The 15,285-nt window shown below is 61.3% G+C and carries 15 protein-coding genes, 1 tRNA gene and 1 pseudogene; 9 read left to right on the top strand and 8 right to left on the bottom strand.

The genetic code is table 11. From position 1 onward, the window contains the following. Positions 1 to 705 precede the first annotated feature (705 nt). From P3G66_RS25250 to P3G66_RS25230, 5 genes are all read left to right on the top strand, one after another. Positions 706 to 1,392 (top strand): ammonium transporter, encoded by a 687-nt coding sequence (locus P3G66_RS25250; protein WP_276117277.1) that lies wholly within the window; start codon positions 706 to 708, stop codon positions 1,390 to 1,392. A 641-nt stretch (positions 1,393 to 2,033) separates the two neighbouring features. Continuing rightward, positions 2,034 to 2,687 (top strand): DUF2510 domain-containing protein, encoded by a 654-nt coding sequence (locus P3G66_RS25245; protein WP_276117276.1) that lies wholly within the window; start codon positions 2,034 to 2,036, stop codon positions 2,685 to 2,687. Between the two features lie 447 nt (positions 2,688 to 3,134). Next, positions 3,135 to 3,602 (top strand): hypothetical protein, encoded by a 468-nt coding sequence (locus tag P3G66_RS25240; RefSeq protein WP_211917265.1) that lies wholly within the window; start codon positions 3,135 to 3,137, stop codon positions 3,600 to 3,602. Between the two features lie 88 nt (positions 3,603 to 3,690). Next, positions 3,691 to 4,134: a helix-turn-helix transcriptional regulator gene (locus P3G66_RS25235; protein ID WP_211917267.1), complete on the top strand. Its 444-nt coding sequence runs from the start codon at positions 3,691 to 3,693 to the stop codon at positions 4,132 to 4,134. 19 nt (positions 4,135 to 4,153) lie between these two features. Continuing rightward, complete coding sequence (locus tag P3G66_RS25230) at positions 4,154 to 4,648, top strand: hypothetical protein (protein ID WP_211917269.1); 495 nt, start codon at positions 4,154 to 4,156, stop codon at positions 4,646 to 4,648. 607 nt (positions 4,649 to 5,255) lie between these two features. On the opposite strand, the gene P3G66_RS25225 is transcribed toward P3G66_RS25230, so the two are convergent. Further along, the gene (locus P3G66_RS25225) at positions 5,256 to 5,708 is read right to left on the bottom strand and encodes a hypothetical protein (RefSeq protein ID WP_211917271.1); all 453 of its coding nucleotides are present in this window, start codon (positions 5,706 to 5,708) and stop codon (positions 5,256 to 5,258) included. A gap of 79 nt (positions 5,709 to 5,787) precedes the next feature. Between P3G66_RS25225 and P3G66_RS25220 the strand changes: the two are divergent. Continuing rightward, positions 5,788 to 5,934: pseudogene (locus tag P3G66_RS25220) on the top strand (site-specific integrase); the annotation flags it as partial. 60 nt (positions 5,935 to 5,994) lie between these two features. Here P3G66_RS25220 and P3G66_RS25215 read toward each other — a convergent pair. From P3G66_RS25215 to P3G66_RS25190, 6 genes are all read right to left on the bottom strand, one after another. After that, positions 5,995 to 6,068, bottom strand: a tRNA-Leu gene (locus P3G66_RS25215). A 34-nt stretch (positions 6,069 to 6,102) separates the two neighbouring features. Then, positions 6,103 to 7,068, bottom strand: a complete 966-nt coding sequence (locus P3G66_RS25210) for a Ppx/GppA phosphatase family protein (RefSeq protein WP_276117275.1) — start codon at positions 7,066 to 7,068, stop codon at positions 6,103 to 6,105. After that, a complete protein-coding gene (locus P3G66_RS25205; protein ID WP_003946286.1) occupies positions 7,065 to 7,610 on the bottom strand; it encodes a DUF501 domain-containing protein in 546 nt (181 codons plus the stop codon). The genes P3G66_RS25210 and P3G66_RS25205 overlap by 4 nt, the downstream gene beginning before the upstream one ends. Then, positions 7,607 to 8,332 carry a septum formation initiator family protein gene (locus P3G66_RS25200; RefSeq protein ID WP_075833969.1) on the bottom strand — a complete coding sequence of 242 codons (726 nt, stop codon included), beginning with the start codon at positions 8,330 to 8,332 and terminating at the stop codon, positions 7,607 to 7,609. The genes P3G66_RS25205 and P3G66_RS25200 overlap by 4 nt, the downstream gene beginning before the upstream one ends. Positions 8,333 to 8,352: 20 nt before the next feature. Continuing rightward, positions 8,353 to 9,639, bottom strand: coding sequence for a phosphopyruvate hydratase (gene eno / locus P3G66_RS25195; protein WP_003946309.1), 1,287 nt, complete (start codon positions 9,637 to 9,639; stop codon positions 8,353 to 8,355). A gap of 214 nt (positions 9,640 to 9,853) precedes the next feature. Continuing rightward, on the bottom strand, positions 9,854 to 10,666 hold the full coding sequence (locus tag P3G66_RS25190; protein ID WP_134932199.1) for a lytic murein transglycosylase: 813 nt from the start codon (positions 10,664 to 10,666) through the stop codon (positions 9,854 to 9,856). A 140-nt stretch (positions 10,667 to 10,806) separates the two neighbouring features. Here P3G66_RS25190 and efeU point away from each other — a divergent pair, with 140 nt between their 5' ends. Genes efeU through efeB form a run of 3 tightly spaced genes read left to right on the top strand, consistent with a single transcriptional unit; the run spans position 10,807 to position 14,135 of the window. Next, complete coding sequence (efeU, locus tag P3G66_RS25185) at positions 10,807 to 11,709, top strand: iron uptake transporter permease EfeU (protein ID WP_276117300.1); 903 nt, start codon at positions 10,807 to 10,809, stop codon at positions 11,707 to 11,709. Between the two features lie 14 nt (positions 11,710 to 11,723). Then, positions 11,724 to 12,854 (top strand): iron uptake system protein EfeO, encoded by a 1,131-nt coding sequence (gene efeO / locus P3G66_RS25180; protein ID WP_276117274.1) that lies wholly within the window; start codon positions 11,724 to 11,726, stop codon positions 12,852 to 12,854. Next, entirely contained in the window at positions 12,855 to 14,135 is a 1,281-nt protein-coding gene (gene efeB, locus P3G66_RS25175; RefSeq protein WP_276117273.1) for an iron uptake transporter deferrochelatase/peroxidase subunit, read from the top strand. Here efeB and P3G66_RS25170 read toward each other — a convergent pair. Continuing rightward, positions 14,108 to 15,244 carry a glycosyltransferase gene (locus P3G66_RS25170; RefSeq protein WP_020908547.1) on the bottom strand — a complete coding sequence of 379 codons (1,137 nt, stop codon included), beginning with the start codon at positions 15,242 to 15,244 and terminating at the stop codon, positions 14,108 to 14,110. The two genes, efeB and P3G66_RS25170, sit on opposite strands and share 28 nt — an antisense overlap. Positions 15,245 to 15,285: the final 41 nt, after the last annotated feature.

The raw sequence follows: 15,285 nt of genomic DNA, 5'->3' as shown, positions 1-15,285 counted from the left end.
CGGCCTTCGTCCGACGCCATTGCCGTCAATGTCGACGGAACTTCTCTGAACACCACCACAAGTCGGCCACTTGTCGTGACCGCATTCGTCCTCTCGAAAGGCTCGCCCATGTTCGATTTCTTCGGCGCAATCTCCGGCTTCTTCGGCCTACTTTTCGGCACCGGCTCGTCGAGCGGGAGCTCGGGAGGAAGCAGCGACGCACCCGTCGCCCCGCCTACCTGATCCACAAGCCTCACCCGGCACCGATCCGCCGGGTGAGGCTCTCGCGAATCTCTTTGAAACACAACGTAACAGCACTTCAACTCCACCGACTTTTCTGCGGATTCACGCCTACGCACTCCGGCGTCCGGACAGTTTCACCACATCGCCTGCAGTAATGGGTCCTGTGTCCGCCATTCTCCGTCGAGGCACACCCGCAGACCTCCCAACCGACAAGGCATGTGTTCGCCGTGAGCCGGTGTCCGTTGGGGCAGCAGTCCGGGGATTGCTCGGTCAACCGCATCTCCACATTTTCGCACACATGTTCGACAACTTGGTACTGCACGCTGCACATTCGATTACACCGGCCGCTTCCGGTCGGCCCGAGCGCAACTATCCCTTCCGTCACTTCGGTCTGCTTTAATACGAAGGCTTTGTCGGGGGTTTACCAATGTCCGAAGTTGTCGAGTTTCTGCGAGCACACGCAGGCGAGCACGGGGTTGAACTATGGGTTTCTTCAAGAAGACGGCTGTGACTGCTCTAGCGGTCGCTGCAGTCGGAGCATCAACAGGGATCGCATCAGCTGATCCGTCGACCGACGTGAATTACGAAGCGAAGGTCGTCGACAAGTCGATCGTCACCACCATCGACGCCGGGCTGTTCAAGGTGTCGGGCGACGGCAAGTCCGTCGTCTTGCAGGACAGCAAGGGAGCCGACCTTGTTTCCCTGCCTCTCGCATACAACCTCGGGGATCTACAGTTCCCCTTCGATCGCACGATCAGTGAAGACGGTAAGACCCTCACGCTGACACCGATCACCGATTCGGCGAAGGCAACACCTCGACCCGAGAGTGCGCCTGTGGCAAAGGAATGGACGCCCGTCGCCTCGCCTGAGGAGAATGATCGGGCGATTGCGCACTTCCAGAGCCAACTCGGACTCGGCACTCAGGTCGGCAGCCTGCTCGGCACCATCGTCGGCGCCGGAATCGGTTGCGCTGTCGGCGCTCCGCTGGGCTTGACCATCGTCGGACTCCCCGTCGCCGCGGCACTGTGCCTGGGTGGCCTCGCAACAGGCGCCGGAATCGGTGGTGTCGCCGGAACGATCCTCGGCGGCGGCGGCGCGGCTGTCGTAGCCGGCATCGATCTCGTCAACACGCTGAATGCTCCTGCCGGGACGACCGTCTGGGCTCAGTAGCCACTTGGTGGTCAGTCGCTGCTCCACGGAAAACCCCGCCCGTCCGAAGAGGACGAGCGGGGTTTTTCGATTCAATGTGCAGGAGGATCTACGTGGTGCCCCCAGTCGGACTCGAACCGACACTTGACGGATTTCAAGTTTGCCCTTCTTGATGTTTGTTTCAATTGGCCAAATTGGTGCGATGGGATTATCGCTGCGGGGCAAAAGATTTCAGCGTTTGCAGTCTTGGGCTGATTGGAGAGTCACGAAACTGCTGCGGACGCACTGCGGACGCACTGCGGACGCACTCTGCCGATGGGTTGTGGGCAAAATGTGGGCAGAGCGGTCACTGGTCCACACCAAGGAACTCGCCAGCTTGAACGGCGGTGAGTAGGCGCGGAGACATGGCGTCACGATCTACCGGCTCAGTGATGTCCGCCGGTCTGCTCAACGCCGATGTGTCGTTCGCTAGGCGCGCGAAGATCATGCGGAGACCATCGACGACAGCCGGCGAAATAACAATCGGTTCAGTTTTGGCCATACACCGATTGAATCGCAGCAGGGCGACCGGAGCATTTCCACGTGCACGTCCACTAGTGTCCGGACTGTCTGGTATGTATTGCTGACACTTCCCCACCGCGGGGCCGAGCAAGGACGCGACGATGAACTCACAGCCCGGCTGGTATCCAGACCCACAGAACCCGACAATCGTGCGGTTCTGGGACGGGCAGCAGTGGACCAGTCAGACACAGCCACGCTCGGCGAACCTAGCGACGGTAAACCCGAAGCCTCCGATGACTTCGTTGACAAAAGTGATCTGGCTTCTCATCGCCATAGCCGTGGGCGTAGTTGTACTAATCGTAGGAACGACCGTCGTTGCCAACATCGCCGGACAGCAGCCGGAAACCATCACAATCGATGACACCAAAAACGCGCAACTGACATTACGCAAAGACGCCACCTTCGCCGACCCCTCGACGTACGAAGAGATCAGCGACAGGGACTTCGCGTTAGTAGTCAAAAACCCGTGGGCCAACAAAGACCGCCGCATCATCCTCCGCGGGACAATCTTCCAGTTCGACACCGTGACCGGACCTGATCGATTTCTAGCGAAAGTCGGAACGTCGACGATTGGTATAGGCAACAATCAGACCGCGCAATTCATCGGCATGAGCACAGAACTCGACTCGTTCATCGAAGGCGACGAAATAGTTCTGCACGCTGTCGTTGACGGCGAGTATGAGTACACATCGACGTCAGACAAATACACGGCAGTCCCACGGTTCCAGATCGGCATCATCCAGCGCGTCGGGTAGCAGTCACTTCACGAAGGCCCCACCACATGGTGGGGTCTTCTATGTGTTTGGGACCGGTAAGTCCGGTTCGGATGATGCTGCAAGGTTGCGGCATGCGATGATTCCCGGACCACGAAGATCAGCCCCGGCGGATGCGGCAAACACCCCCGAGGCCCGGCCGACAGGCGAAATGTCGAGATGAAAAATAGAAGCGCCTTGCCTCGACGGCTTAGCGATGCCAAGGCACGAAGGTATAACCCCGCCATAGCCTCGCAAAGTGTGACTAGTACGCCGACCTGAGGTCGGCGACACAAACCTCTCACTGCCATGACCCCTTGAGACATCCAGGGGTCTGAGCGAGCCCTCGTTGAGAGGTGTCATGCCGAAGTTCAGAAACAAGTTTGCCATGACTGCACAGCTTTCGATTTTGCTCAGACGTTTCGACCGGACAACGCGAAAGGACCGCGGGTGCACGACAGGGAATCAATCGCGCTTTACGGCGGTTGCAAGTGGGAATGGTGGCCTGAGGTGGAAGCCGAGATGGAAAGGCTCGACGACCCGAACGAAGACGAGGTTGCCATCCAGTTCCTGGACACTCTGATCGAGCGGACAGAACAAGCCGGTATAAGTGCTCAGGACCTGACTGCTCCAGAAGGCCGCGATCTGGGACGGCGTCGCTTGCCATGGGTGGGTGCGTTGAAATCGGAAGGCTTCAAGCGACGCGGGCCCGAAGGTGTACGGACCTATCGACTCTACTTTTCAGAGGCTCCCGAAGGCGAGATGGGCCTGTTTGCCGCAAAGCTTTCTTGGAAGTGCACTAAATGGAATCGACAAAAAACTACAACTCATCAAACTTCAGAAATCAGACACGCGATTGGTGTCATCGAGCGATACTGCAGCGAGAACGGATGTCAATGCAGGGTGATCGAGCGATGACCGCCCGCACCCCCCGAAGGGTAACTGTTGCGCAACATGCAACACTGTGCGGACAAGATCAAATGTCGAGCGACGAGAGGGCGAGCTGATGGGTAGGCAGAGCAGGAAGCCGAGCACTCGTTCGCAACGCTTGGCCAAGCGACTCGCTGAGAACGAACTCGACTTCAAAGACCAGCTCAAGACTGACCGCGCTAACGCAGGGCTGTCCCAGAGAAGCCTGGCTGTCAAACTTGGCGTGGCTCCGAGCACAATCTCACGTATCGAGCGTGATGATGCTGACCTCACGCTGTCGCAGATCCGCCATTACGCGTGGGGGATCGGGCGTTGCGTCCGGTTCGTGATTGAAGAATTTGAGCCTGCCTGCTCAGTCGACGAGCCGAGTGTCAGCAGTGGCCACGAACAGACGATCTCATTCCATACCACGGTGTCAAGAAATACCGACTTACATCACTGGGGCCGTGGGTACGCCAGCGGTTGGACCGATGCGTTCGAGTTCAGCGGTCAGCACAGTGGGGCGCCGATCGTTGTCTAAAGATGTCGACACTAAGCAGATGACGGTTCGCAACGAGGCACACCGTCTGTACCATTCCATCGCGTCCGTTCATCCAATGGTCTTCGAGACTTTCTCGCGCGCGCTTCCTCCTGCGGGGGAGGGATTCGAAATAGATATCAATTCCCTCGAAGTTGGACTTAAAACAACGGCTTCATACGCTACGAATAGCAACGGCCTGGGAGTAAGGCTTAATACCTCAATAAGTCGATCAGATTGCAGTCTTCAGATCGATAGCGTTCTTCACTTTTCGTGGGACGAGGCGCCTGAATGGAACCCTGATCTTATCTCGGCATTTATGTCGATAACGGTCCCTGAGGCATTCGGCTATCAGCGACCCATCTTTGACCAGATGGTCCAGATGCTCGATCTTCCAAAGGTGACGCTTACCGTCAGTGACTTCATGGAAGCAGCCGAAGCCAGTGCACGGGCCGAGCGCGAAAGCACACCGAACAAACAGGGCCCCTCAAAGAAGCGCCCACGTCGGCCACGCTAGCCGAGATTCTCCATGCCGATTTCCCCTAGACACAAATTGGACGCGATCCTGCGCGACTCTGGCCTGTGCAGGGTTCGGCGAGTTTGGCTATTCAGTGATCAACGACCTTTCTGATCCTGAAGTCGCGACACAGCGGAGCTCGCCCATTGTTCGTGCTGTCCTCATCAGCGCAGGAGGCAGGGGCTTCGCAGACGTGATCTCGAATCTTCTCCGACCACTTGACAAGCGAGAATCGACGCACTGCTCATTGCGTTTTCCAGACGTAATCGACGCGACGTGGGTCGAGTCCGACGCGGCCTAGCCGGCCGGCGGGTTTGAGACGCTTCTGCGTTCTCGCGTTCCAGGCAGGGTCAGCGGTGCTCTTCCGAGTAGAAACGGATGTCTTCCCACCGGATCCGCATCATGTACCGTCGGCGACCGTCGATCAGACTTTGCGGAACGATCTTCCACCCATCATCGCCAGTCGGGTATTCCGCGTCGCGTTTAAGGATCCGGTTTCGGTTCGCTGATGTGTCCGGCCGCCGAGTCCCCTGCGCCCACTCAATCGGTCCGTCTGGTTGGGTCCACCCGAACTCGACGATTTGCATCAACGTGAAATCGTCGGCATTCAATGTTTTTTCCAGGCGTAGTCCAGGCGGTCGTCGACTGGGCCTCGCCGCCATCCTTCCGACGGTCGAACCGTCACATGATCCAGAAAGATCGACACAACATCGCGGCGCTGCCGCGGACCCGACTGCTCCCACCACCGAAGAACAGATCCTCTGGTGATCTCGGGAAGATCAGCAAGTACTTCCCTCTCCGCCATCCGCGATTCGATCGATGCGATGTTCGCACGCACTCGGGCAGTGCCTGCACGCATCGTTTCGACCTCGATCGACCCGTCCGCATATTCGCGCCCAAGCCGTTCGAATCGGCCCTTCAACTCGGCGATCCTCTGCTCTTCTTCCTCGCGGGTTCCCAACGCGTTCACCGCTGCGGTGATCGCAGTTCGAACCTTCGGCAACGACAGGCGCGCGACGACTCGTTCTGTGACGTCAGCTTCCAAGAGTCCTGCCGACACGGACACACCCGCAGCGCAGATTTCGCGGTTGCGTGCCGGGCACGCGTAGACGGAGGGCCGGTTCCCTTGACTGGATGTGAATGTGAAGGCCGTGCAGAAGATGCTGGGGCATAAGAGTGCGGCAATGACCCTCGACGTCTACGCCGACCTTTTCGACGACGATCTCAACGCAGTCGCGGCGAAGTTGGATTCAGTTGTGGGCAAATTGTGGGCAGACACGGCGTAAGCGTTCGAATGAACCGTCCGAAATGCACCTCTACCTGCGTGTTCGAATAGGCAATTTCTGTGCCCCCAGTCGGACTCGAACCGACACTTGACGGATTTTAAGTCCGTTGCCTCTGCCAATTGGGCTATGGGGGCCTTGACGCACCCGACTGGTCGGGTGCGTCAGGGATCAGACTATCGGGTCGGTCTGAGCTATCGACATCGCGATACCGTCGAGGATGTCGTGTTCGCTGACGACCAGTTCGGTGATCCCGGCTTTGGCCTCGAAGGTCTGAGCCAGCACCGTGGTGATGATCGCTCCGCCGCCGATGACGTCCACCCGCCCCGGATGCATCGGGCCGAAGGCAGCACGATCAACCCGAGGCATAGCAATGAGACGCTCGCACACGTCGAACAGTTGATTGAACGAAATCCTCGACAGGTGCACCTTCTCGGCGTCGTACTCCGGAAGTTCCTGCGCGATCGCGGCCAGCGTCGTCATGGTTCCAGCGACACCCACCCACGTGTGCGCCTTCTCGACGGGTACGGCCTCGAACGCCTCGGCAAGTTTTGCAGTCGCAAAAGTTGTCGCCTCGGAAACCTGCTCTGCCGTAGGCGGATCCGACGGTAGGCACCGCTCAGTGACGCGCACACAGCCGATGTCGGTGGAGTACGCAGCCTGGACGCCGGACGCGTCGCCGAGGACAACTTCGGTGGATCCGCCGCCGAGATCGACCACCACGAACGGGCCCTCGGACGGATCAAGTTCTCCCACAGCACCGCTGAACGAGAGGCGCGCCTCTTCGTCGCCGGTGATGACCTCTGCTCCGGATCCGGGAATCACCGCGCCGAGCACGTCCCGCGTCATCGTGAAGAATTCTTCCCGATTCGCAGCGTCGCGAGTAGCCGAGGTGGCGACCATGCGAACGGCGGTTGCTCCGGCATCGGCGATCATCGACGCGTACTCGACCAGCGCGACCCGGGTGCGTTCGATGGCCTCGGGCGCGAATGTCCCTGTCGCATCAACACCTTGACCGAGTCGCACGACGCGCATCTCGCGCCGGACATCCACCAGACGACCGTCGGCGCCGACGTCGGCGATCAGCAGTCGAATGGAGTTGGTACCGCAATCGACTGCGGCGACACGGCGAGTCACCGGTCGGTGTTGTCGGCATCGTCGATGCCAGGCCAGTCCGCGGGAATTGCAGTGCCGCGCAGCTTTCCGTGACCGGCCAACGCGACGGACTCGTCACCGAGCGGATTGACGCCGGGTCCCTTGGCAAGCGAATGTGCCATCAGCACGTGCAGGCACTTGACACGATCCGGCATTCCACCGCCGGCAAAGTCGGTTCCCAGAGATTCGATCGCGTCCCGCTCGGCAAGGTACGACTCGTATGCCCGTCGGTAGGCCGCGGCAAGTTCCGGATCCTGGGTCAGGCGTTCGGTCATTTCACGCATGACGCCGGCGGATTCCTGACGGCTCGCTTCGGCAGTCAGTCGCGGGTCCGTGAGGTAGTACAACGTCGGGAAGGGTGTTCCGTCCGGAAGTTTGGGGGCGGTCTTGACCACGCCCGGCTGACCGTCCGGGCTGCGGTACGCGATCTCGATCACTCCGCGTGGCTCACGGCCCAATTGAGCGGCAACGGCGTCGAGATCCGCTTGTGAAACCTGTGGGGAATTTTCGGACGTGTTGCTCACCCGGTGGGTACTCCTTGTTCTTCTGGCTCTATCGGCGCCAACGGCATCGGGGCCGGTGTCGTCGTCTCGGGAACCACTGGCGGTTCCGAAATCGTTTGCCACAGATCGCGATACCACGGACCTGTGAGCGGTGTTTCCTTTTCCTGCTTCTTCTCGGGTTCCTTGTAGTCACCGGGAAGCTGAACCTGGAACGGGGTCTCGCCCGGTTTGACGTACCGAAGGCGTTCTCGTGCAAGAGCTTCGATGTACGCAGGGTCGTCGAAGCGCGCGTTCTGCCCTTGCAGCTTTCGCAGTTCTTCCTCGAGTACCTGACGTTCCGCCGCCACCTGCGCGGCATCCGAACGCTGGCTGATGTAAGTACGGAGCGGCACTGCCAGTGTCAGCGCCAGCATGAGCACAACCATCGCGAGCACAACTGCCCGACTGGTGGACAAGCCGAAAATGGTGTTGTCCGACTTCGGAAGCCGAGACCAGAACTTGTTGGTTCCGCTCTTCCCCCGGGCCGACTTCGACCCTCGCGCCGACGCTTTCTCGGCGGAGACCCCCGGTTGCGCGGGGCCTGTCACAGCGGAATCGACTGCTTCCGGATCTACCGAAGGTTCCGACACGCGTGGGCGTCGGGCACTGTCCCGACGCGCACGCGACGGTGTGTCCCCACGACGGGAACCACGACCCCCCGGACTTCCGCCGGGGGATCGTGGCTTACCGCGCTGTGCAGACACTACTGAATCTTAGATTTCCGTCAGGCCTCGAAAGCGAAGCGCGGGAACGCAACCTCGCCGGCGTAACGTGCTGCGTCGCCGAGGTTTTCCTCGATGCGCAGCAGCTGGTTGTACTTGGCAACGCGCTCGCTGCGTGCCGGAGCACCGGTCTTGATCTGGCCGCTGCCGACGGCAACCGCGAGGTCGGCGATGGTGGTGTCCTCGGTCTCGCCGGAACGGTGGCTCATCATCGTCTTGTAGCCGTTGCGGTGAGCGAGATCGACGGCGTCGAGGGTCTCGGTCAGGGTGCCGATCTGGTTGACCTTCACCAGGAGTGCGTTGGCCGCACCCTTGACGATGCCTTCTTCGAGGCGCTCGGGGTTGGTGACGAAGAGGTCGTCGCCGACGAGCTGGATCTTGTTGCCGATCTGATCGGTGAGTGCGACCCAGCCGTCCCAGTCGTCTTCGTCGAGCGGATCCTCGATGGAAACGAGCGGGTAGGCGTCGATGAGCTCGGCGTAGAACGCCGCCATCTCGGCCGCGGTGCGGTTCTTGCCCTCGAACTTGTAGCCGGTGCCGTCGGTGTAGAACTCGGTGGCAGCGACGTCGAGAGCGAGCGCGACGTCGGTACCCAGCTTGAGGCCGGTCTTGTTCACGGCGATCGTGATGAGGTCGAGTGCTTCCTTGGTGCCTGCGACGTCGGGCGCGAATCCGCCTTCGTCGCCGAGACCGGTGGAGAGGCCCTTCTCCTTGAGAACCGACTTCAGGGAGTGGTAGACCTCGGCGCCCCAGCGCAGCGATTCCTTGAAGCTCGGTGCGCCGATGGGAGCAACCATGAACTCCTGGACGTCGACGCCGGTGTCTGCGTGTGCGCCACCGTTGAGGATGTTCATCATCGGGACAGGGAGAACGTGAGCGTTGGGGCCACCGACGTAGCGGAACAGCTCGAGGCCCGAGGACTCGGCGGCGGCGCGAGCCACGGCAAGCGAGGCACCGAGCAGAGCGTTTGCGCCGAGACGCGACTTGTCCGGGGTGCCGTCCGCGTCGAGCAGCGCCTGGTCGACCGTGCGCTGCTCGGTTGCGTCGATGCCGATGATGGCAGGAGCGATCTCGCCGAGCACAGCCTCCACGGCCTTCTCGACGCCCTTTCCGCCGTAGCGTGCGCCACCGTCGCGCAGTTCGACGGCTTCGTGCTCACCGGTCGAAGCGCCGGACGGCACCGCAGCCCTGGCGAAACTTCCGTCTTCGAGCAGAACCTCGACCTCAACCGTGGGGTTACCACGGGAATCAAGGATCTCGCGAGCTCCGACCTGCTCAATACTGGCCACTGTGTGGTTCTCCTTCGAATGGGCTTCGCATTGGGGCACGCTCTGCGTGCTTGACACTTGGGCTCCGACCCCTCCGGTCGAAAGAGGACCACGATCGCGGCTGGGCCTCTGCAGTGCCAGCACCTCTGTAGTGCCAGCACACAGCCTAACCGCACGGGCCGAAGGCTTCTTTATCGACGCGCGGTCACGGGTCCGACCTGCGGATCGATCACCGTCAGTCCGGCCGTACCCCGACTGAATACGCCGACGCACGATCACGAACGAGTGCGAGATAGTCGCCCGAGAGGTTGTACGCCATCAGTGCCTGCTGCCATCCGGCAGCGGAAGTGAGGTCTCCCCCGCGTGCACACAGGTAGCGGGCGGCTGTGAGGGCAGCGTCGTCGATGTTGTCTGGGTCCACCCGGCCGTCGCCGTTGGCGTCGACTCCCCATTTGAGCCACGTCTCGGGGATGAACTGCATGGGCCCCATCGCACGGTCGTGCACTGGATCGCCGTCCATCGCCCCGCCGTCGGTGTCGGGGATCTCGGCAACTCCCGGGCCACCGTCGAGAGGGATTCCCCGAATGATCGGAGCAACCTGGCCGAACGCGTCGACCGACGAGCCGTCGTAGGTCCCGTGGCGGCTCTCGACGCTGCCGATACCGGCCAAAGTTGTCCACCCGATTCCGCAGCCGGGAAGCGTCTCGGCCATGACCGCAGCGGCGTACCCGTAGGCCTCGAGTGCCGTCGTCCCGATCCCGATGTCGTCCGACAATCCCGCTGCCCAGTCGGCGAGTTGATCAGCACTGCGGCCGGGAGCATTGATGTCGATCGGCGGCGTCGGAGCGCCGGTACCTGGGGGTATGCCCTCCGGAATGGCTACTTTCGGTTCGTTCGATCCACACGCCACGATGCCTGCGCCCAGCAAAGCTGTTCCGGCAGCTACTGCTGCTACGGCTCGCGAGAGACGCCGGGGACTTCTGCGGGCTGCGGGAGTTCGGTACACCCCTCCATCATCCACATGCGAGTGAACTACTCCCGAATCCATTGGTAAAGAACAGCAAAAGTACAGGTGAGAGCATGGTTCGCCGTCAATGATGGAGTATCTTCTTCTGAGTTAAGGCTGGCCTAGCCTCATGCGTTCGTCAGAAGCTGTTGCACTCACTCAGTCAGGAGTCGCCCGTGCCCGTGTCGGTACTCGCTGCCGCGAGCACACCATCAGTTGCCACCCAGTTATTCGGCAGTGGCCTGATCGGTCTGCGCGAAGGCCTCGAAGCGGGCATCGTGGTGATGATTCTCGCCGCCTACCTCGTGAAGGCCCAGCGCAAGGACGCACTGAAATGGGTGTGGCTCGGCGTCGCGATCGCCGTCGCGATGGTGGCGATCATCTTCTTCGCGATCCACTACGGAACGTCGACGGTCGACGGCCTGACCGCGGAGATCATCGCGGGCGTTGCCTCCCTGATCGCCGTCGTCATCGTCACGATCATGGTCCTGTGGATGCGCACGGCCGCCAAAAACATTTCCGGAGATCTGAAAGCGGGGATGGAGAAGGCGTTGATCGCCGGACCCGTCGCCATCTTGTCGCTGTCGTTCTTCGCGGTCGGTCGTGAAGGCGTCGAGACTGCGTTGCTCATGGTCGGTTACGCCGAGAACACCGCAGGCAGCTCCTGGCCGTTGGTCGGACTGCTCCTCGGAATTCTCCTGGCCGCCGTCTTGACCGTCGCCATGTACTTCGGCGCCCTCCGTCTCAACCTGACGACCTTCTTCCGGTACACGGCGATCTTCCTCATCGTCGTAGCCGCCGGAATCCTCTCGTACGGTGTTCGCGCTCTGCAGACCGGAAATGTGCTTCCGGGCGGTTCGAATCTCGCGTTCAACCTGACGCCCGGCTACGACCCGTCGACCTGGTACGGCACCGTCCTCGCCGGAATCTTCAACTTCCGCCCGGATCCGACGGTCCTGCAAGCCGTCGCGTGGGTCGTCTACCTCGTAGTCGTCCTCGCACTCTTCCTGCGTCCCCTTCCGTCGAAGCCAACCGAGCCGACGGCCCCGCCGGCGCACGACACACACGTTCCCGAAAAATCCTGAGAGGCATTGCCGACATGCGTAAATCAACCCTCGTACTGGCCACGGCTGCGGTACTTCCCTTCTCCCTCGCCGCGTGCACCGAGAAGACGACGGCGAGCGACGGCGACATCGTCGTCACGGCCACCGACGATTCGTGTGACGTCAGTGCCACCACCGGAACCACTGGCAGTTCGACGTTCCAGGTGACGAACAACGGCTCGAAGGTCACCGAGTTCTACGTCTTCGCCGAGGGTGATCGAGCGATGGGCGAAGTCGAGAACATCGGCCCCGGCCTTACCCGGCAGCTGATCGTCTCTCTCCCCGAGGCTGCGACCTATCAACTCGCGTGCAAGCCGGGCATGGTCGGAACCGGCATCCGTCAGGACTTCGTCGTCACGGGCGATTCGCAGGCGGCCACCGACGAGAGCGGCCAACTCGCCGAAGCTGCCGACGGCTACCGGAGGTACATCCGCAGCCAGATCGTCGCGCTGCAGGACACCGCAGCTCAGTTCGTCGCCGCCGTCCAGTCCGGCAACGTCGACCAGGCGAAGGCACTCTTCCCGATCGCACGTACCTACTACGAGCGCATCGAGCCCGAAGCCGAGAGCTTCGGCGAACTCGATCCCAAGCTGGACCTGCGCGAAGCGGATCTGGAGCCCGGTCAGGTCTGGACGGGATTCCACCGCCTCGAGAAGGATTTGTGGGTGACCGGACTTCAGCCGGATACCAACGCGGTCGCCGATCAACTGCTCGAAGACATTCAGTATCTTGCCGACCAGGTGAACGCCGAGGACTACACGATCGATCCGACCAAGATCGCCGGCGACGCCCAAGGACTGCTCGACGAGATCTCGACTTCCAAGATCACCGGAGAGGAAGACATCTTCTCGCACACCGACCTGTGGGACTTCCAGGCCAACGTCGACGGCTCGCAAGCGGCGATCGCGGCACTGAACCCGATTCTGCAGGGACGTAATCCCGAGCTGGCCCAGCGCATCGCTGACCGATTCGCCGACCTCGACGCTGCGCTGGCGCAGTTCCGCGTCGGCGACGGATTCGTGTACTACGACACCGTCACCGAAGCGCAGCGTCAGGAACTCTCGCGTAAAATCGATGCTCTGTCCGCCGAGGTCAGCCAGGTCCAGGAAGTAGTCGCGGGACAGTAGATGACTGATTCACCAGAAGGCACACCCGCTGCGGAAAACGCAGCACCGCATGCGGTCTCACGGCGCCGACTGTTCGGCGCGGTGGGGGCCGGCGCCGTCCTGGCCGGTGCCGGTGCCGTCATCGCGCGGGTGACCGCCGACGAGAATTCCGGCACCGATCACGCAGACGTGGTGGCATTCCGCGGCGAGCATCAAGCAGGCATCACGACGCCGGCCCAGGATCGCATGCACTTCGTCGCTTTCGATGTGACGACGAAGTCGCGCGACCAACTGATCACGCTGCTGCAGACGTGGACGGCGATGGCCGAACGAATGACGGCGGGTCAGGAAGCAACCGAGGACGGAGCGACCGGCGACGGTCCGTACGCGCCACCGAGCGATACGGGTGAGGCACTCGATCTCGCGCCGTCGCAGCTCACCCTGACCATCGGATTCGGACCGTCACTTTTCGACGACCGTTTCGGGCTCGCAGACAAGAAACCTGCTGCCCTGCTCGATCTCCCCCACTTCCGAGCGGACAACCTCGATCCGAATCGCAGCGGGGGCGACATCGCCATCCAAGCGTGCGCCAACGATCCCCAGGTTGCCGTCCATGCGATCCGCAACCTCGCGCGAGTCGCTTTCGGCACCGCGTCGGTCAAGTGGTCACAACTCGGGTTCGGGCGAACGTCCTCGACCTCGACGACGCAGGCGACACCACGAAATCTGTTCGGGTTCAAGGACGGAACAGCCAACATCAAGGCGGAAGATCCAAACGCACTCGCCCAGCACGTCTGGGTTGATCCCACTGACGATCAGGCCTGGATGGCAGGCGGCTCATTCCTCGTCGCCAGACGAATCCGCATGCTGATCGAGCAGTGGGATCGCGCAGTACTCAAGGAACAGGAAGCCGTCATCGGCCGCTCCAAACGCAGCGGAGCGCCACTCGGCGGCAAAGACGAGTTCGACGAACTCGATCTCGATTCCAAAATGGGCCACGACTTCGTCATCCCGGAGGATTCACACGTGCGCCTGGCCTCTGCCGAGGAACTCGGTGGGATTCAGATCTTGCGCCGCGGATACAACTTCACCGACGGCTCCGACGGCTTCGGCCACCTGGACGCGGGACTGTTTTTCGTTGCGTACTGCCGGAATCCGGTCGAGCAGTTTGTTCCGATGCAGCAAAACCTTTCACGACACGATGCGCTGAACGAATACATCCAGCACGTCGGTTCTGCGGTCTTCGCTTGCCCCGGCGGTCTCGCCGACGGGAGCTACTGGGGCTCCGCGCTGTTCGCGTAGCCGAACACCGGGACACCGGTCCAGGTTGCGATCTCGGAACGAAATCTGCGCACGGAGTACTTCTCGTACGAGCGTGCACCATTCACGTCCACTGCGGCGACATCTCGGATGCACTCGGCCACCGATTCCCAACTGTCGTCGTGGAAATGGAGTCCGTCGACACCAGGTGTCACGGTTTCCGAAGCTCCCCCGATGCTGTTCGTAATCACGCGCGCACCCGCAGCCATTGCCTCCACCGGCATGATTCCGAAGTCTTCGATCGCCGGAAAGACATATGCGAGTGCCTGCTGATACAGCGCAAAAAGCAACGCATCCGAGGGGCGCCGAACAATTCGAACGGGAACCGACGCAGAGTCAGCCATCGCGCGGAGCCGATCCTCTTCCGGGCCCGACCCTGCGATGACAGCAGCCGTTCCGGCCCGCTCGGCTGCCCGGATCACCCAGTCCAAACGCTTGTACGGAATGAACCTCGAGGCACCGAGAACGAACGGCGAGGGCAAACTGGATAGTAGCTGAATTTCGTTTTCGCTCAATCGGGACCGCCAATCCTCGACGGCGGAGATCCGGTCGACGTCCACAGGGGGGTGGATGACCCGTGATTGCACGCCCCAGGCTCGCTCAACCCGTCGACTGACGAACACACTGTTCGCTGCGAACGAGGCTCCCTCCGACGCTCTTTTGCGGTCGATCTTGCGCAGAATGGGTGATCCCAGCCTCGCGAGTGGCGAGTTTCCACGCTCGTCCAGTTCGGGATTCCACACGTACCTGGCGGGGGTGTGCACGTAGACGAATTTCCGGAATCGCGCAGACTGCTCCCTGAATGTTGCGTGATGGGCAAACACGTGGGAGCTGATCAGCGCGAAGTCATAGCCGCGGTTCTCCAACCCTCGCCAGGTGAACGGCATGACAGGCAATGAGAGCGCTTTGCTACGACGCAATGGCGTTGCAGCGAGCACACTTTCGTTGACATCGGTTGTCGAGTAACGCCCGGGAGCATCGTTCCACAGACAATAGAGGTCAGCGTCCGGATAACAGTTGACGAACTCGTCCAGCACCTTCTCTGCGCCGCCCGAACGCTCTATCCATTCATGGACGAGTACACCTGACATTTTCGGACTCCTATGCGCTTTTTTGGCGCTTCACAAACCTA

Source organism: Rhodococcus sp. C3V (assembly GCF_029269915.1).
GTDB lineage: Bacteria > Actinomycetota > Actinomycetes > Mycobacteriales > Mycobacteriaceae > Rhodococcus_F > Rhodococcus_F qingshengii.
This window is presented reverse-complemented; position numbering and strand designations above follow the sequence as displayed.